Here is an 18,517-nt window from a genome sequence, read left to right as displayed (position 1 = left end):
AAGGGGCGTGACAAAGCAGTGGAAAAAGCAAAAATCAGTGCAGTCCAGCTGTTTATTCTAATGGTATTGTTTGAGCTTGGCAGTGCTTTGCTCGTTCCTCTTGCAATTGAGGCGAAACAGGATGCGTGGCTTGCCATTCTGCTTGGGATGACAGGAGGACTTTTTTTATTTTTAATCTATTATGGTCTTTACCGCTATTATCCTAATGTCTTGCCGACGGAATATGTGCAGAAAATAATCGGGAAGGTTTTCGGACGGGTCCTTGCTTTTCTTTACATGATATATTTTGCTTATGTCGCTGCAAGAGTAATGCGAGACTTTGGAGAAATGCTATTAACATTCGCCTATGAGGAAACCCCATTATTTATTGTGAACGCATTATTAGTAATGGTTGTTACGTACACGGTCCGTAAAGGAATTGAGGTGCTGGCAAGAACAGGAGAAATACTTTTTTTGTTAATGTATCTGCTTGCCGTTACCGGTTTTATTCTTGTTCTTGTGTCCCGTTTGGTTGATCTACATAATTTGAAACCTGTATTGGAAAAAGGCATATTGCCGGTTATAAAGGTTGTATGGACTCAAACCTTATACTTTCCATTCGGAGAAGCAGTTGTATTTGCTATGCTTTTGCCTTATTTGAATGAGCCTAAAAGGGCAAAAATCACAGGCTTATGCGCATTAGCCTTAAGCGGCATCAACTTGGCAATTGTATTGGTTATCAATATTAGTGTTAGCGGCGTTGATCTCGTTTCACGCTCGCAATTCCCCCTCCTTAGTACAATACAGACAATCCAAGTAGCAGAGTTTTTAGAACGCCTGGATGTTTTTTTTATGATCACCTTGATTATTGGCGGCTTCTTTAAAATCAGCATATTTATCTATGCAGTTGTAACTGGCACCGCAGACTTATTGAACATTAAAGAATCCTCACGGCTGGCTTATCCAATTGGCCTTGTTGTTTTATTTTTATCAGTCACGATGGCAAGGAGCTTTTCCGAACATATTCAGGAGGGAATAAAAGTTGTTCCGCTTCTTCTGCATCTTCCGTTTCAAGTGGGCATCCCTCTTTTACTTCTTGTTATTGCTTTTTTTAAAAACAGGAAGAAACATAAGTGAACAGACAGGAAATGCCTTTCTAAACCGGATACTTTTGATTCGTTTCGCTAACCATCATACCAAATATCACATTGGAGCCATTGTAGGAAAAAGGGGCTTTTGAGACAGCCCCTATTGCTTTTGTTTGTCACACTGAGGCTTCACTTGCAAGCCTTTTTCTATATACAATCTTGGAAATCGTGACACTTAATTCATACAGAAGCAGCAAAGGAACAATAACCAAAATATCCGATATAAAATCAGGCGGTGTAATCAAGACGGATACAACAATAAGGGCAAAATAAGAGAGTTTCCTCGCTTTAGCCAGCCTCACCGGATTGAGGATTCCCAATCTTGTTAAAAACATCACCACCAAGGGCATCTCAAATAGAAAACCGAACGGTAAACTTAAGTGAAGCATGAACCGAAAATATTTATCTACTGTAAACATCGTTTCAAACTGCCCTGCAGACAGTTTTGTTAAAAACCCTAATACAATCGGAAACAGAATAAAATATCCAAAAGAGATTCCAACTATAAACAGAATAAATAGACCCGGGATAAAGCCTAAAGTCACCCTGCGCTCTTCCTTTGTCAACGCCGGCGCTACAAACCGCCATGTCTGATAGGCAGCTACAGGAATCGTGGCCGCTATGGCAAATACCCCTGATATAATCATGTACACCCATAAAATATCACTCGGACCTAAGAGGGCTAGCTTTCCGTCAAGGTTCCTAACTAGCCACCCATAAATATCCTGTACGAAAATAAAAGTGATAATGATAAAAATAATGAATGCAACTAAGGTTTTAATGATTCGTTGACGAAGTTCCTCTAAATGTTCAATAAGATGTAAATCCTTGTTTTCCACTTTAGATACCTCCTGTTTTTATATAAGACAAAAGAAGTAGACGAGTCCCCCCGTCTACCCATTCATTATCAAATTGCGGATTTCTCCTGCTTCTTTTCAACAGCTGTTAATTCAGGCTTTTTCTCTTCTTTTTTCTCTTCCTCTTTATCTCCATCGGATACTAACCCCTTGGCTGCACTCTTGAATTCAGTTAACGTGCGGCCAAAAGCCCGTCCGATTTCCGGTAGCTTGGAAGGTCCGAAAATAATCAAAGCAATTACAAGGACTAAAATCAAACCAGGAATCCCTATATTTTGGAACATTTAGATAAACCTCCTGTTTTATATAATATTTTTTAAGCTTCGTTTTCTTATAGGAAAATAATCAAACAATTTATAATTCGCTTGCTGACAACAAAAGTCACATCTGAGATTTTTACTTGTTTTAGCTTTATCTGAGATTGACTGAATGTGAGGAATATGAATCTTCTTTAAAGCTTCCTTTACATGTTTTGAACAAACAAAAACCATCAGAAGTGCTCCTTTCATGCGAAATGAACTAAGGTGTAAACAGGCTGCTTCGTTTACACCTTGTTCTATAAAGAAGACTGGCTGTCTTATTTTTTAGCTGCAGTTGCTATTACTTATTGAAGCTTCCGCCTTGTACAGCTACTAGACAGGAACGTCCAAAACTATAGCCAGGGTATGGATTCCATGTCTCAGGATGCTGTACATCCAGGAACAAAGTACGCTCATCAGGTGTTAACCATGGACCAGTTACTTCGCAGCCCTTTGGACCTGATGCGAACTGGTGCGGAACACCATAGCTTTTGCCATCTGTTGGGACCAGGAATACACCGCAGTTTTTATAAGCTGCATACACATTATCTTCTGTCGCACTGAAATCCTCTACGACCCAAAGATTTCCTTTGCTATCAAAGTGAAGGTTGTCAGGACAAGTAATACCGCTTTGTTGTCCGCCAGCAACAAATACTTCAAACGTAAATGAATCGCTGCCATGGTCTCCATTCTCAGGAGCAAATCGTACAATTTGACCATGGAAATTGCCGTGTCCTGAGTTATTAGTTAACGATAAAAAGACAGTTCCGTCATGCGGGTGAATTTCCACATCCTCTGGACGGTCTAATTTAGTTCCACCTACAACACGAGCCGCTGCACGCGCGTTTGTTAAGACGTCAGCTTGATCGGCAAATTTGCTTTGCAGAGCTGGGTTGCTTGCATAATCAAGTGCAACCCATTTTTGTTCACCCAGATTTGCTACATATAATGTTCCGTTCTCTAAAATATCAAAGTTCGCTTCACGATTAGCTGGATTAAATTTCTTATTACTGATGAATTTATAGAAGCATTCATCACCTTTATCGTCACCCATGTAAACGACAACTCTACCGTCTTTTGTTAAGCCCATTGCTGCATTTTCATGCGCAAAACGGCCAAGTGCCGTATGCTTTCGTACAGGTTTTTTCGGATCGAACGGATCGACTTCTACAACCCAGCCATAGTGAGTATTATCAAAGTTAGGCCAGCCATAAGAGCTGCCATATTCCGTGTTTTCCTCACAGGATAAAGCTGTATTCCATAAAGTACGTCCGCCGCTGCAGTTTCCAAGTGAACCAAAAACTGTTGTAGCGCCATTTACAGCTTTGCTTCCACGAGCAGGACCAGTTAATTCAATAGGAGTTGTACCATCGACACGACGGTTATATGTATCGTCTAGCACTAGCTTCCATTCGCCATTTTCTTTCTTTACGCGAATCACAGAACCACCAACTGCTTCTTTCTCCATTTCTAGCAGTTTAGGATAGCTCGAAAGGTTTTCTTTCTTAAAAGTAGCTTCGTCAATTCCCAGCATCTTCATGTAGTTTCCTGGCTCAGGAAATTCATGATTGACCCAGATTAAGCCCTCTTCTGAATTGTTTCCGCCTTCTAAACTATCGATAGGGAAGTAAACAGTCAGGTCCGCTGCATCCCCGAATCTTTCACCTTTAGAGTTAATTACATCTCCATAAGAGGCAATAATATTATACTTGTATCCTTCGGGCAGCACTAATTCATCTTCCCATGTACGATTAATTGGAGTGAATGGAGCTGTAAGCGGCTTGCCTGTCCCTGAAGGTTGTCCAGCCATTAAATGATTTGCTGTCATAGCACTCGTTTTTACTGCACCAATCCCTGATGCTGCAGCAACTAATGCCGCAGCACTACTTCCAGCATATGTTAAAAATAAACGACGATCCATTAAGTATTCTCTCCTTTAAAACTAAAATATATTATGTCCATCAACTTACGACTCTGATTATATTGGAATAATAGGACAATGTTAATGAACTGATTGTAAACAATTGTAAAACAATTGTGAATGGTTTAATTTTTTGTAAACTTTGTTAATATTAAACTCTATATATCTCCTGTTTCTCTATAAAACAAATAAGTAGACGAGTTTCCCCGTCTACTTATTCATTATAAAACTGCTGATTTCTCCTGCTTCTTTTCAACCGTCGTTAGTGCAGGCTTTTTTTCTGCCTCTTTATCTCCATCGGATACTAACCCCTTGGTCGCATTCTTAAATTCTGTTAACGTGCGGCCAAAAGCTCTTCCGATTTCAGGCAGCTTGGAAGGTCCAAAAATAACCAAAGCAATCACAAGGAGCAAAATCAAGCCTGGAATTCCAATATTTGAAAACATTTAAATCAACTCCTGCAGTTGAATCATTTGACTCATTAAAAATGAGACGCATTAATTGGTTACCTTTTCTTGTTTTTTCTCCATTTGTTTTTCGTGAGCACGTCCATGTGCACGATGTCGATCTTCTTCTACTTCACTCGAAATCTTAATACCTTGTGGAATCTCGTTAGCTGCAACTTCCTGCAGTCCCATGCCGTCTTTTTTGTAAATAAATGAAGCTCTCGTCGAAATAGCCGCACCAGGCTCTGTCACAAATGGAACAACACGGTAATCAGCCTGCCATTGCTCCGGTGTGACGGTACAACGGACATAACCGCGATAGTTGTTAAAGAATTTGATGTTTGGATTACGGCTTAGGATGCGGTCCGTATCCGCCCGCTTATCCGAGCCGTTTCCGCCGGATGTAATGGAGGTTCCAACAAACTCTGCCCCAATGATTTTAGAATTTGGATCGTTAAAATTCGTCATGATATTTGATGCCCAGTTGGCATGCACATCTCCAGTAAGGACGATCATGTTGTTGATGTTCTTGCTGCTTGCAAAATCTGTAATACGCTGGCGTGCAGCCGGATAGCCATCCCACGAATCCATGCTGTAAGTTGGTGTTGTGTCTGTTCCAAACTTCCGCTGTGCGAAGAAAATTTGCTGCGCGAGTACATTCCAATGAGATTTCGAATTGCCGAGGTTTCCAAGCAGCCAAGCTTCCTGCTCCTTTCCTAAAGTGGTGCGGGCCGGATTTAGAGACTCCGGCGTATGCGCCTTCGTTCCGTCGCCGTTTGCCTGATCATCACGGTATTGACGTGTATCGAGCACAAAGAAATCAGCCAAATTGCCATAAGAGAAAGAGCGGTATAATTGCATATCTGCTCCATGCGGCAAAGAAGTTGTCCGGAGCGGCATATGCTCGTAATATGCCTGATAAGCAGCTGCGCGGCGCTTGATAAACGCTTCAACGGACTGGCCTTTTTCAGGAATGACATTGGCATAGTTATTTTCAACCTCATGATCATCCCACGTTACAATCCATGGAAACGCCGCATGAGCAGCCTTCAAATTCGCATCTGAGCGATATTGAGCATGACGGTTTCGGTAATCTTCAAGCGTAACAATTTCCGGACCGCTATGAGTACGGACATTGCCCGTTTCGGCTATGTATTCATTGGGGCCGTACTCATAAATATAGTCGCCTAAATGGAAAACAAGGTCGAGTTCCTCTTTTGCCATGTGCTCATAAGCTGTATAATAGCCATGCTCATACTGCTGACAGGAAGCGAAGGCAAATGTCATGCTGGCAATGTTTGCATCATTTGCTGGAAGTGTTTTCGTTCTTCCGACTGGGCTCAGTTCATAACCGCATTTAAAACGGTAGTAATACACTTGATTCGCTTCTAATCCATCTACCTCGACATGAACGGAATGGGCAAGCTCAGGTCTCGCCAGCTCAGTCCCCCGCTGCACGATTTGGTGAAAGTGTTCATCCCTTGCAATCTCCCATTTGACCGCTACTGTATGCTGCGGCATTCCTCCGCCGTTAAGCGGGTCTGGTGCTAGTCTTGTCCACAAAACAACACTGTCGGAAAGCGGATCGCCGGAGGCAACTCCAAGCGTAAACGGATAGTTTTGAAAACTTGGGGCAGTGTTAACACTAGATGCCTCCACTCCAATCGACTGGGCGATCGTCAATCCAAGCGAAAGTCCAGCAATTTTACCAGCCCCTTGAAAGAAGCTGCGGCGATCAAACTTATTATTTTGGAAGCTTTCTTTATTCAATTTTTTAATCAACTCATTTAACGGCTGCTCATTCAGCATGGATGTTTCCCCTCTCTGGATAAAAATCTCATAATAAGCTATACCTGCGCTTCGTTAATCTAGTAAAGTAAACTTGAACGAGAAAGCAGCAAATTCAGCAGCTCCTCCTAACTTTTAACAAACTCTATCATGAACTAGATTTCCTTCTCTTACGTTACTGCTCCATCCTACTCCTCCTTAATTTCTACAATTACTGACATTATAAAAAAGGGGTGTTAACCAAATGTTAAAGAACCGTTGTGGTTATGTTAGAAATTATGTATTTTTTGTAAATTATTGGAATCCATTACTTCCCAGGGTTTAGTTAAAATAGATACACTAGATTAACACAACAGCATTAACGCTATACTAAGTTTTATGAATTTATTCTTTTTTCATGAGACCGGATTCCGTATACAAACAACTCCTCTGCCCCATGTTTACGAGAAAAAAATAAAACCAATCAAATGCTGATTGGTTTTAGATCTTTTTAGAGATTCGTATTCTTTTTCTTTCTTTATTTTTTATGTGCGTTTTCAAATGGAAACTTACGTCTTACGCCCACCACATGTCGCCGGCAGACTCGCGGATTAAAACGTCATTTAAGTTTTTCACAGCACGCGCAAAGCCTTCGTCAATGGACATAATTGCATCTTCATGCTCAATGCTGACAACGTAGTCATAGTTATACATACGAAGCGCACTCATCATATCAGACCACTCCTGCATGCTGTGCCCGCAGCCAACGCTTCGGAACGTCCATGCGCGTGATTGTACATTGCCGTATGGCTGCATGTCTGTCAATCCATACATATTAACATTATCTTGATCGATATACGTGTCTTTTGCGTGGAAGTGGTGAATAGCGCCGGCTTTACCGAGAATTTTAATTGCAGCAACCGGGTCGATTCCTTGCCACCACATATGGCTTGGGTCAAGGTTTGCACCAATCGCATCACATGTTGCCTCGCGCAGCTTCAGCAGTGTGTACGGCGTATGAACAAGGAATCCGCCGTGCAGCTCAAGACCGATTTTCACATTATGCTGCTGGGCAAGCTCGCCGATTTCCTTCCAGTACGGGATTAATTTATTTTCCCATTGCCATGTTAATATATCACCGTACTCCAGCGGCCATGGCACAACCGGCCAGTTCGGCTGCTTCGCTTCCTCGCTGTCGCCTGCAGTGCCGGAAAAGGCATTGACAACTGGTACCCCAAGAAGAGACGCCAGTTTAATCGTTTTGCGCAAAACAGAATCTGATTCTTCTGCAAAAGCTTTGTCCGGTGTGAGCGGATTTCCATGACAGCTAAATGCACTGATCGTCAAACCGCGTGATGTTACGGCTTCTAAGTAGTTCTTTCGTTTTTGCTCATCTTCTAAAAGCTCATCAAGCGGGCAATGTGCATTCCCCGGATAGCAGCCTGTGCCGATCTCAACTGCATCAAGCCCGGAAGCCTTTACATGATCGAGCATCTCTTCAAAGGATTTATTCGCAAATAAAACCGTAAAGACACCTAGCTTCATTTCACCATCGCTCCTTCCTTTTGTAAGGAAACAATTTGTTTCGTTTCCTGTGACTCAAGCGCTGCCAAAATAATTTCCAGTGATTTCATACCTTCTTCGCCGGTGATAAGCGGTTCTTTATTTTCAAGAATGCTTTCTACAAAATGGTCGATTACATGTGAGGTTGTCTGGCCGCCTTCCTCATTCGTTTGAATTTTAGCAAGCTTATGGTTAACAACAGTACCGTTTCGATATTGTTCAATGAGTGAATATTCCGGATCATCTTCTAAACGAAGAATACCCTTTTCCCCATAAATAACGGTTGAATTGTCGCCGCCTGCTACATATGCCCAGCTTGCTGCGAGCGTTCCGATGATACCGCTTTCTGTACGTAAAACACAAACTGCATTGTCATCCACATCTGTATTTTGTTTTGCATTCGTCTCAATGAATGCCCCTACTTCCGTAAACTCTCCAAGCAAATAACGCATTAAATCTGCTTTATGGACGCCGAGGTCACCCATTGCACCAATAAATGCCTGCTCTTTATTAAAAAACCAGCTCGTTGCACCATCTACACTCCATGCTTCTGGTCCTGGATGGCCAAATGTCGTTCTAAAGCTGTAAATTTTCCCAAGCTTGCCGCTATCAATAATTTCCTTTGCTGTTTGGTGGGAGGCAACAAAACGTTGGTTATGTGCGATCATCAGCTTTTTACCATTTGCTTTCGCCGCTTCGATCATCGCCTCTGCCTCTTCTTTTGATGTAGCCATTGGCTTTTCGCAAAGAACATGTTTTCCCGCATTGAGCGCTGCAATTGATACTGGCGCATGTAAATAGTTTGGAAGGCAAACGCTGATTGCATCGATATCAGCAAGCTCCAATACTTCTTTATAATCTGTAAATGCTTTGGCACCATACTGTGCAGCCATGCTCTCAGCACGCTCTGCAACAATATCGCAAACCGCAACAATCTCTACTTCTTTATTTGCATGATACTCCGGCAAATGACGATATTTCGCAATACTTCCGCAGCCGATAACTCCAACTTTTAATGTACTCATCTTTGTTCCTCCTCATTTTCCCTCTTCATTTTGGCGTATATTTCTTACTCGAGCGTTGCATACCCATGCATGTCCAATTCTCTTTTTATTTATTCACAAGATGCGGCAGCTTTGTTTTCAAGTAATTGATGCTGATTTCAATGCTTTCAAACGGTGTACGACGGCTTCTATCCTGCTCAACCACCCACCACTGAACACCAGCTTCGTCTCCTAGGTTTAATACTGCTTCAATATCAACTCCGCCTGTTCCAAGCTCCGCAAAGAATTGCTCCTCATCTGTTGTCATATCCTTCAAATGAACGAGCGGTGTTCTATTTTTATAACGGTTAATCCACTGAACCGGTTGCTCTCCTGCCTTCGTCAACCAGTATACATCGAGCTCCGTTTTTACATTCTCTGCATTCGTATCATCAAAAATAGTCTCCAGTGCCGTTCTGCCATCAGACAAACGCTCCAATTCAAAATCATGATTATGATAGCAAAGAGTAATACCTTCACGCCGGCATGCTTCACCAGCTTCGTCTAATATTGAAACAAGCGCTTTATAATCCCCTTCACTTCGACGATCCGGCATTAAGTAAGGGCATACAACATATGCACTTCCTAATACTTTTTGATCTTCAATCACCTGAGCCAAATTATTTTCTAATTGCTCAAGAGGTACATGGCTGGATGCTGCCTTAAGACCAAGCTCATCCAATAACGCTCTTACTTCCTTCGCAGTTAATCCGCCATACCCGGCAAATTCAACACCATCAAAGCCAAGCTCGGCAACCTTTTTCAAAGTACCTGCAAAATCTTGCTGGCTCTCTTCACGCAATGTAAACATTTGTACAGCCACTGGAATTTTTTTCATCTTATATCCTCATTTCTACTATTTAGTATCATTCATTCCTTATTTACGAAAAGCCCCTAGCTGTTTATTTCATTTCATTACTCTTCTTTTAGACATACCATTCACTATAGATTCATTGAAAAATAGCTGCGTCCTATCAGAAAGCGCTATCAATGATAAGCAAAAAAATAGATTATATGATTCTTGCTTTATCTAATTTGAAACAACCTTCCTTATAGCATGTCATTTCACAATAGGCACACTTACAAAATCAGCCCCCAATCCTCCCACAAATCCCCTCTCTCTTGATGTATCTTATATATTACTTATTTGATTCCATCATACATAATGTACCTTAAAATGAACATAAACGATATAATTAAAACATCTACTATCTTACTATTTTACTTAAAAAGGGGAAGCTTATGACGACGAACATTTTCTTTTGCGGTTATTCCTATCATACACAGCAATTTCACTCCGAGCATAAATCCGGGTTCCCCGCGTACCTGTTCCGCCTGCAAACGGAAGGAGCCTGCGAAGTGACTGTGAAGGGAAAACGACTGGATTTCAAGAAAGGAGATCTCCTGCTAATCAAACCCGGAGATCATTATGAACTGCTTGTGGAAGAGGGCCAAAACAGCGGGGACTATCACTTAGCCTGCGAAGGTGCTTGGGTTGAGGAATGGTGGAACCGTTCCGTCAAGCCGAATGTCTCCCGAATCGATCTTGACGAAAAGCTGCTATCCTTATGGCGTCATATCATTATCGAAAAACGCCGGCCGCCGTCCAGGGAAAATGAAGAGCTTACGGAATATTTGCTGCGGTCACTCTGTTTATCTCTAGAGCGAGCCATCAATGAAACCGCCCCCTCCTTCAGCTATCCGTATACGGTCACGCGGATGATGCGATACATTGAAGAGCATGCCACAACCGTATTTAAGGTTGAAGACGTAGCGCAGCATGCCGGACTCAGCGTCTCTCGATCCGTTCACCTGTTTAAAAAAAGCGTCGGGAAAACCATGATGGAATACGCGCAGGAAATCCGGCTCTCGGCTGCAATTGAGCGGATGAAATACACCACAATGACGCTCGAGCAAATTGCTGAAGACTGCGGATTTGGCGCCTATCCTTATTTTCACAAGGTATTTAAGAAAAAGTACGGCGTAGCCCCTGGGGCGTATAGACGTCTAAATCTAGAGTAAACTCCTCACTGGCGCAAGAGGGTTTCCGTTAGCCGAAGACAAGGGATTCTATATCTGCCTCCTGCGAGGCAAAATGAAATATCAAGCCGTTCAACAGGCTTCTCATAGGATAGCTCACCCTTCTCGTAATGACGCAAAGGTACAGACCTTTTTCACTGCGGGAAGTGTGGGCTGCTTTTCTTTTTTCGCTCTATATATGCTTCCCAGTTCTTGTCCACAGGTAAAATACACCTCTGGAAAAATAAGCGCTCATCCCTCGCTGCTTTACAATAGCAATATTTGATTATTTTTTCGACTATTGGGAATTATATCTTTTATACATAATAGAAAGAGGTCTTGAATTTGGTCGGTATTTTATTAGCTCTTATCCCGGCCCTATGTTGGGGCAGCATAGTTCTGGTTAGTGTAAAGCTTGGCGGAGATGCTTTCAGCCAAACGTTCGGAATAACCGTCGGGGCGTTACTGTTTTCGATTGTTTTATATTTTACTGTCCACCCGCCGCTCAACACTTTGACCTTTATCATTGGAATTCTCTCCGGTATGTTTTGGGCGGTCGGTCAACGGAACCAGCTTTGGACTGTTAAGTACCTAGGGGTTTCAAAAACAGTTCCTCTTTCTACTGGCATGCAATTAGTGGGGGCATCCCTCGTTGGGGTCACTGTTTTTAAAGAATGGACAACCCGTAACGTGATCATAATTGGCACTATCGCAATTCTTCTCATAATCATCGGGGTAATCTTTACTACCGTAAGAGATAAGAAAGATAAGGATAATAATAAAGCAGTGAAAAAAGGTTATATCCTATTATTGATTTCTACAGCAGGGTATTTAGCCTATGTCGTTATTGTGCGATGGTTCAACTTGAATGGCTGGTCAGTCATCCTTCCTCAAGCAGTAGGAATGCTGATTGGAGCGTTTCTTCTAACCTTCCGCCACAAACCATTTAATAAGTATACGCTTCGAAATATTGTTACCGGAATACTGTGGGGGACGGGAAACCTTGGTCTTTTGTTATCTATTCCTAAAATAGGCGTGGCTACCAGCTTCTCGCTATCACAAACCGGGATTATTATTTCAACTCTTGGGGGGATTTTTCTCCTTCATGAGAAAAAATCTAAACGGCAAATCGTGTTTGTCATCGTTGGCTGTGTTCTCGTGATTGCAGGAGGAATTTTGTTAGGGTTCACTAAAAAATAGGAGGGTGTTTCATGTATCCAGATTTAAAAGAAAAAGTGGTTGTGATTACTGGTGCCTCAACAGGCCTTGGCAAAGCGATGGCTTATCGTTTTGGGCAGGAAGAGGCTAAAGTTGTCATTAATTATTTTAAGGATGATCCTGCTATTAAAGATATGATTGCCCAGATAAAAGGTTTTGGCGGAGATGCAATTGCAATTCAAGGAGATGTGACAAAAGAGGAAGATGTAAAACATCTCGTTCAAGAGGCAGTTTCACATTTTGGAAGACTCGATATCATGATTAATAATGCCGGAGTTGAAAATGAGGTCCCGTCGGAGGATTTATCTCTTAAAGATTGGAACCGAGTTATCGCTACAAACCTTACAGGTGCCTTTCTCGGCTGCCGGGAGGCCATTGATTATATGCTTGAGAACAATATAAAAGGCTCCATTATCAATATGTCGAGCGTTCATGAGGTAATTCCCTGGCCGCACTTCGTTCATTATGCAGCAAGTAAAGGCGGGATGAAATTAATGTCTGAAACGCTCGCACTGGAGTTTGCCCCGAAAGGAATCCGTGTGAACTGTATTGGGCCAGGTGCTATTGATACCCCAATTAATGCGGAAAAATTTTCAGATCCAAAACTAAAAGCCGGGGTCGAAAGTCTTATTCCAATGGGATATATCGGAAAACCTGAACAAATTGCATCTGTTGCTGCATGGCTTTCCTCTAGCGAAGCCAGTTACGTTACTGGAATTACTGTATACGCTGATGGAGGCATGACAAAATTTCCGGGTTTCCAAGCAGGAAAGGGGTAATACTCCTTTGGCAAGAAAAAAATTAGTTAAACATAGTTAGTAAGAACTGGGGAGACTTGACTTTTTTGTCAAGTTTTTTCGTTGTATTCGTTTTGATTATAGTCTTGTTAATTAAGGCTGTTGATTTTTTGTACATGATCAATTAACAATTCACGTGAAAGTTCTCCATTCACGAAAAAATGCCGGGCGATTGCCCAGCCTGCATTCATCCCCTGCTTACCGCCGGGCTTTTCCTGTTATACCCAGGAAGTTTTGTTAAATTTTGTTTACCATTTCCCATTTTCTCTATATAATCAAAATCAGGTTACAAAAGAAAAACGGTTTCACAGCCATGGGGGATTCGGGATGATAAAAAGAAGTATTTTTTATGTAGCAGGAATGATGGTTGCCTGCATAGGTGTAGGCTTGGTGATCAAATCAAACATTGGTGCGGGGCCTTGGGATGCCTTTTATGCGGGAACTTCCGAAAGAGTAGGACTCTCTATCGGAACATGCGTGATTATCGGGCAAATCATATTTTTATTGATCAACAGTTTGCTGATAAAAAAACGGCCAGCTTTTGAATCCGCTATCACCGTTGTTTTATGGGGACTCATTCTAGATTTTTGTATGGAGTTTTTGCTTAAAAATGTCTATCTTGCCAATTTATCTTTACTATCAAGGTGGTTGTTTTTCTTGGCAGGAGTAGTCTTCATTGGGATAGGAATCGGTGTCTATCTAACATCTAAGTTTCCCTCTATGCCATATGATGGAACGATGTTAGCCATTGTCGAACGATTCCGTTTAAAAATAAATCTTTCAAGAACGCTCCTCGAGGGAATAGGGTTACTTGCCGCTTATCTCATAGGCGGGCCTGTTGGGTTGGGCAGCATTGTGTTCGTGCTTTTCCTAGGTGCCTTTATTCAAATTTGCAATCGCGGGGCCGAAAAACTTCTTCTAAAAGCATAAGGATTCCAAAGCTTACATGTTTCATATATATGAAAATGCATGGCAGACTGAAGCTACATACAGAACCAGACTGTATCGTTGAAGCGATAGAAGCTCAAATACAAGGGCTTCAAACCAAAATGGAAGAAATCGAAGCGGGGCAAAGGACTAAATCACGGTTTATCGAAATCAATGAATTAACCAAAATTACTTTTGAAAATATGCTCGATCAATACAAACTCCAAATAGACTTCTTAAAGAAAGTAGTTAAGACTATAAAAGGCTAAATGCGGACCTGTGTGCGGTGAAGCAGGGCCTGATGTCTGGCTAATAGATGCTGATAGTAAATAAGGTTCGTTTATTTCATTCTAACTTAATACTAATTATGTAAAAAACACCATTCAGAACATAAAAAAGATCTGCATGGTGTTTTTATAATGACTGAGGCTATGGCGAAGTCTGTCAGTCTCATTGTTTATCTAACAAATCATCCATACACATCGAAATCAGCTTATCTTGATGCACAGTTAGCCAATCCGCTCTTCTAACGGCCTCATATATATACTTTTGGACAGTAGCAGCCGAATCAATTCCGTCCCAATAACGACCGAGAAAATGGAGAAAAACATCGAGTCTCCGAAGCTGGATAAGGAGCGGTATCATCTGTATTTCTGGTTCCGTCAGCTTCATCACGCTGCCATACCCTGCTAGAAAGGCAGCAATTTTTGTCCAGATTATTGCTTCATTCTGACCGGGGCGAATGAAATCAGCTAAGCAAACAGCCAGTTCCATCCCCCGCAAATCATGTGTAACAAATTCAAAATCTAGTACCGCTGAGACCTTGCCGTCTTCGTTTATTAGGATATTGGATGCGTTCAAGTCCCCGTGAACGAGCTGATGCGGCAGCTGCTTCAGCATGGGAACACTCTTCTGGAACGCTGCAAGCTGCTTGGAAATATGGAGAAGTTCGGAAGTTTGCTCCGTAAAATCAGCCGGAGGTCTCGTGCAAAAGCGTATCACCTCTTGCAGCGAACAACGTGGATGGGTGTTCTCAATTTCATAGTACGGCCTGTAAACCGGGCGTTGCTTCATTTGTATCCCCGCAAAAGAACGGGTCAATTGACCGGTTGCCCGCCCAAACGAATAAAGCTGAGCCGGCTCATCAAGGGTTGGATTCACACCATCTAAAAAGCGGAATAACCCGGCAATCTTGCCGTCCCGCGTTCTCACGATCGTATCTCCTTCTGGCGTTTCAATTGGCTCCGGTATGCCAAATGCAAGAGGCAGCTCCTTTAAAGCAAGCAACACGCTATGTTCATACTGCACCTTATCCTCATCCTGATGGGTTTCATAAATGCGAAGCACATAACGCTCATCGTGCATCTCCACAAATCGAGTCGTATTGTTTACGCCAGCCCCCCCTATCCATGTCCTCCAGCTTCCCTTAGGGAAAAAACGGGCAAGAATTTCATCTATATATGCTTGCTCTTGTTTCATATGGTCCCGCTTCCTTTACATGTTTTTACAATCCTATATTTGAAGCAAGTCTATCATTTTACCGAAAAAAATACTACCCATGTATATACTTTCCCATCTCGCAGGAAACAAAGCGGCAAAAATGGAATATTTACTTGTTTACTAGTTTAACGAATGGAACGAGGTGACCTTGAAAATGGAAATCCGCCAGTTGACCGTGCAAGAATTTACTGAACGTATGGAACTATCTAAGTATGCTTTTCAATATGAACTAACTGAAAAGGAAATGGCTGAAGCAAGATCCCGATTTAAACCAGAAGAAGCATGGGGATTGTTTATTCAAGATCGATTAGCTGCGCAATTAACGCTCATCCCGCTGGAAACCTATCTAAACGGCAAAGTATTCTCTATGGGAGGCATTGCCGGTGTTTCCACCTGGCCAGAGCTGCGCCGGCAAGGATTGGTCGCGAGCTTGCTTACACATACACTAGAACAGATGAAGGAGAACGGGCAAACTCTTTCTTTTCTCGTACCGTTTGCATTTGAGTTTTACCGCAAATACGGCTGGGAAACCTATATCGACTATAAGCGGTATGAGATAGAAACAGCACTGTTTCCAAAAAGAAAAGAAACAGGAGGCTATATCGAGCGGCATACAGGGAATATCGAGCTGCTGAGCGGAATATACGAGGAATATGCTTCCCGCTATAATGGAACGCTGCGACGCACGAAGGAATGGTGGGAAACCTCGGTATTCCGCCGCAAAAAGGGGCATGCAGCTGTTTATTTTCAAGCAACCGGAACACCTAGCGGCTATGTGCTCTATCAGGTGAAGCAGCGGGAGCTGACAGTTCATGAATTCGTCTTTCTTGACGAAGAAGCGAGGCAGGGACTTTGGACATTTTTAGCTAACCATGACTCAATGGCAGACAAGGCTGTCTTGACTGCACCCGTTGATGATGCGCTTCCTTTTTTGCTGCCGAATCCGCGAATTAAGCAGGAGACCGTACCTTATTTTATGGCGCGGATTGTGGATGTGAAATCATTTTTGGAGCAATATCGCTTTCAGCCATCTAGCACTGCTGCGGAATGGATACTGGAAGTAAAAGATGAATATGCACCGTGGAATAATGGCCATTGGCACATAACAGTAAATAAAGATGGACACGCTGCCGTAAATAGACAGGAATATCAACTAAAAGAGAGTTTGGCTGCTCTAAGCTGTGATATTCAGACACTGACCGCTATGATGATCGGCTATCAAAGGCCGAAAGCTCTGCAGCGCTACGGCAGATTAATCGGAACCGATGAGCAAATGGTACAGCTGGAAGCGATCATCCCTGTTACCACAACCTATTTGCTCGATTTTTTCTAAAAATCAATATCAGGCGAATGAAATCTATCATTCGCCTGATATAAATTTCATAACAAAACCTTTTTGCCGCTCCTTGCACTTTCTAATGCACCAAATACCATCGCCATGCTTTTAATATTATCGCTGCAATCCGTTTCTGCCAGCCGGCCCTGCTCAAGCGAGGCAAACATTTCATCCAAGCAGCCCCAATGACCTTCCTGCCCCTCCCAATTGCTTGGGACCTCCACCCTTTTCACCGGATTTAGAAATTCAGCCGGGCGGGATGGATCTATAACCTCACAGACCGGCAGATTCATGCCATCCCAAAGGGCAGTCCCTCGGCTTCCAGTTACACGCCAGTCCGCCTCCCATGAGGTATTGAAACCTTCAGCACACCAAGAGCCGCGATAGGAAAAAACCGAGCCGTCATTCATCTCAAAAATACAGATTGCAGATGCATTCCCTTTATACCAGGAGCCTGGAGGATTAAATTCGTGACAATAGACGGAAACTGGATCCGCACCCGTAATAAAACGAGCCTGGTCAAATGTATGTATGGCCATATCCACAATAAGCGGGCTATCCATCATATCCCGAAATCCTCCAAAATGCGGACCAAGGAAGAAATCCGCATGGATGGAACCGACTGTGCCAATAGCTTCACTTGATAATAGATCCCGAAATGCACGGATTTGCTTCAAATATCTGCGGTTTTGCATAACCGCATACTTTTTCTCTGTTTTTTCAGCTACCTGCAGCACTTCTTTTGCATCTTCCATCGACTCTGCCATTGGCTTTTCCCCAAATACATTACATCCTGCTTCCAATGCTGTCGTCACAACCTGCTTATGCGCTGCAGGAATGGTAATATCAAACAGAAGATTTGCATCCGTTTCCGCAAGAGCCTGTGCTACATCAGAGAACACAGGAACCTGTAAGCCCCGTTTCTCAGCCATTGATTTGGCTGCATCCACATTCACATCAACAAGTCCTGTAATTTCGGCATTTTCCCGCTCTGCCGCGTAATCGAGCCAAGTATTTGACATACTGCCGCATCCGGCTACAACAATTTTATGTTTCATCACAAAATTCTCCCCCTATCACACAATGCTGCCCTATTTACAAGCCTCGTTAAGACTTCTTCATACAGGTGTCCTTATCCTTTATCTCGCTTTAGTATCGCTAGCCATTATTACATAGCACAGCATCTAAAGAGATAGCCCCTGAAACATCCGAAAGGTTCCGAATATTTCAGGGGCTATCTCTTATTACAACAACAGGAAACAAGAAGAGAAGAGGCATTCCCCTCTTCCCTTTTTTACATTCTAGTGTTGGAACGGCTGATGGAATCCGCCTTGCATTTGCGTCATTGGTGTCATGTGTGCCATTGGCATCATCGGCTGTGATGTAAGCTGTTGTTCCATTTGGTTGCACATGGCAATTATTTGCTGGCAGCGTTGGACCGCCATCTCATGTCCTTGCAAACTTTGCTGGATCGTTTGAACGGCCTGACGCTCGCGCTGCGCCATTTGCTCAAGCATCATTGCATTTTGCTGTTCGTTTTGCATCATCTGGCGGTACATTTGACTCGCTTGCTGCGTTTGTTGAATCATTTGCTGCGCAATCATACGACATTGGTTCAGCTGCTGCATCCCATGCTGCATTGTGTGCATATAAAGACCTCCCTGGTTGTAAAGTCATCTTTAGAGTTGCCTAAGCAT

At 42.7% G+C, this 18,517-nt stretch carries 18 protein-coding genes; 7 read left to right on the top strand and 11 right to left on the bottom strand.

What is annotated here, in order from left to right:
* The first annotated feature begins 18 nt into the window (after positions 1-18).
* Entirely contained in the window at positions 19-1,116 is a 1,098-nt protein-coding gene (locus AC6HZ4_RS10680; protein ID WP_497494969.1) for a GerAB/ArcD/ProY family transporter, read from the top strand.
* Between the two features lie 127 nt (positions 1,117-1,243).
* Here the strand turns inward: AC6HZ4_RS10680 and tatC are convergent, their stop codons facing one another.
* The 8 genes from tatC to AC6HZ4_RS10640 all read right to left on the bottom strand — a co-directional run bounded on the left by tatC (position 1,244) and on the right by AC6HZ4_RS10640 (position 9,861).
* Positions 1,244-1,966, bottom strand: a complete 723-nt coding sequence (tatC, locus tag AC6HZ4_RS10675; protein ID WP_497494968.1) for a twin-arginine translocase subunit TatC — start codon at positions 1,964-1,966, stop codon at positions 1,244-1,246.
* Positions 1,967-2,034: 68 nt separating this feature from the next.
* Positions 2,035-2,268 carry a twin-arginine translocase TatA/TatE family subunit gene (locus AC6HZ4_RS10670; RefSeq protein ID WP_497494966.1) on the bottom strand — a complete coding sequence of 78 codons (234 nt, stop codon included), beginning with the start codon at positions 2,266-2,268 and terminating at the stop codon, positions 2,035-2,037.
* 316 nt (positions 2,269-2,584) lie between these two features.
* Positions 2,585-4,204 (bottom strand): PhoX family protein, encoded by a 1,620-nt coding sequence (locus AC6HZ4_RS10665; RefSeq protein ID WP_497494964.1) that lies wholly within the window; start codon positions 4,202-4,204, stop codon positions 2,585-2,587.
* Positions 4,205-4,425: 221 nt separating this feature from the next.
* Positions 4,426-4,650, bottom strand: a complete 225-nt coding sequence (locus AC6HZ4_RS10660; protein WP_497494963.1) for a twin-arginine translocase TatA/TatE family subunit — start codon at positions 4,648-4,650, stop codon at positions 4,426-4,428.
* A 51-nt stretch (positions 4,651-4,701) separates the two neighbouring features.
* Positions 4,702-6,459 (bottom strand): alkaline phosphatase PhoD, encoded by a 1,758-nt coding sequence (gene phoD, locus AC6HZ4_RS10655; protein WP_497494961.1) that lies wholly within the window; start codon positions 6,457-6,459, stop codon positions 4,702-4,704.
* Between the two features lie 534 nt (positions 6,460-6,993).
* A complete protein-coding gene (locus AC6HZ4_RS10650) occupies positions 6,994-7,962 on the bottom strand; it encodes a sugar phosphate isomerase/epimerase family protein (RefSeq protein ID WP_497494960.1) in 969 nt (322 codons plus the stop codon).
* Positions 7,959-9,005 (bottom strand): Gfo/Idh/MocA family protein, encoded by a 1,047-nt coding sequence (locus AC6HZ4_RS10645; protein WP_497494959.1) that lies wholly within the window; start codon positions 9,003-9,005, stop codon positions 7,959-7,961. The genes AC6HZ4_RS10650 and AC6HZ4_RS10645 overlap by 4 nt, the downstream gene beginning before the upstream one ends.
* Before the next feature lie 85 nt (positions 9,006-9,090).
* Positions 9,091-9,861, bottom strand: a complete 771-nt coding sequence (locus AC6HZ4_RS10640; RefSeq protein ID WP_497494958.1) for a sugar phosphate isomerase/epimerase family protein — start codon at positions 9,859-9,861, stop codon at positions 9,091-9,093.
* 404 nt (positions 9,862-10,265) lie between these two features.
* On the opposite strand from AC6HZ4_RS10640, the gene AC6HZ4_RS10635 reads away from it, so the two are divergent.
* From AC6HZ4_RS10635 to AC6HZ4_RS10615, 5 genes are all read left to right on the top strand, one after another.
* Positions 10,266-11,045, top strand: a complete 780-nt coding sequence (locus tag AC6HZ4_RS10635; protein WP_497494957.1) for an AraC family transcriptional regulator — start codon at positions 10,266-10,268, stop codon at positions 11,043-11,045.
* A gap of 342 nt (positions 11,046-11,387) precedes the next feature.
* A complete protein-coding gene (locus tag AC6HZ4_RS10630; protein WP_497494956.1) occupies positions 11,388-12,242 on the top strand; it encodes a GRP family sugar transporter in 855 nt (284 codons plus the stop codon).
* Positions 12,243-12,253: 11 nt separating this feature from the next.
* The gene (locus AC6HZ4_RS10625; RefSeq protein ID WP_497494955.1) at positions 12,254-13,039 is read left to right on the top strand and encodes a glucose-1-dehydrogenase; all 786 of its coding nucleotides are present in this window, start codon (positions 12,254-12,256) and stop codon (positions 13,037-13,039) included.
* Between the two features lie 345 nt (positions 13,040-13,384).
* On the top strand, positions 13,385-13,987 hold the full coding sequence (locus AC6HZ4_RS10620) for a YczE/YyaS/YitT family protein (protein ID WP_497494954.1): 603 nt from the start codon (positions 13,385-13,387) through the stop codon (positions 13,985-13,987).
* A gap of 29 nt (positions 13,988-14,016) precedes the next feature.
* Positions 14,017-14,253, top strand: a complete 237-nt coding sequence (locus tag AC6HZ4_RS10615) for a hypothetical protein (RefSeq protein ID WP_497494953.1) — start codon at positions 14,017-14,019, stop codon at positions 14,251-14,253.
* Positions 14,254-14,434: 181 nt separating this feature from the next.
* Here the strand turns inward: AC6HZ4_RS10615 and AC6HZ4_RS10610 are convergent, their stop codons facing one another.
* The gene (locus AC6HZ4_RS10610) at positions 14,435-15,463 is read right to left on the bottom strand and encodes a phosphotransferase (RefSeq protein ID WP_497494951.1); all 1,029 of its coding nucleotides are present in this window, start codon (positions 15,461-15,463) and stop codon (positions 14,435-14,437) included.
* Between the two features lie 175 nt (positions 15,464-15,638).
* Between AC6HZ4_RS10610 and AC6HZ4_RS10605 the strand changes: the two genes are divergently transcribed.
* Positions 15,639-16,817, top strand: a complete 1,179-nt coding sequence (locus AC6HZ4_RS10605; protein ID WP_497494950.1) for a GNAT family N-acetyltransferase — start codon at positions 15,639-15,641, stop codon at positions 16,815-16,817.
* A 47-nt stretch (positions 16,818-16,864) separates the two neighbouring features.
* On the opposite strand, the gene AC6HZ4_RS10600 is transcribed toward AC6HZ4_RS10605, so the two are convergent.
* Positions 16,865-17,881, bottom strand: coding sequence for a Gfo/Idh/MocA family protein (locus tag AC6HZ4_RS10600; protein ID WP_497494948.1), 1,017 nt, complete (start codon positions 17,879-17,881; stop codon positions 16,865-16,867).
* A gap of 240 nt (positions 17,882-18,121) precedes the next feature.
* Entirely contained in the window at positions 18,122-18,469 is a 348-nt protein-coding gene (locus tag AC6HZ4_RS10595; protein ID WP_497494947.1) for a hypothetical protein, read from the bottom strand.
* Between the last annotated feature and the right edge of the window lie 48 nt (positions 18,470-18,517).

The organism is Ectobacillus sp. OTK, assembly GCF_059698935.1.
The sequence above is the reverse complement of the archived record's forward strand: the minus strand, read 5'-3'. Positions and strand labels throughout refer to the sequence as shown.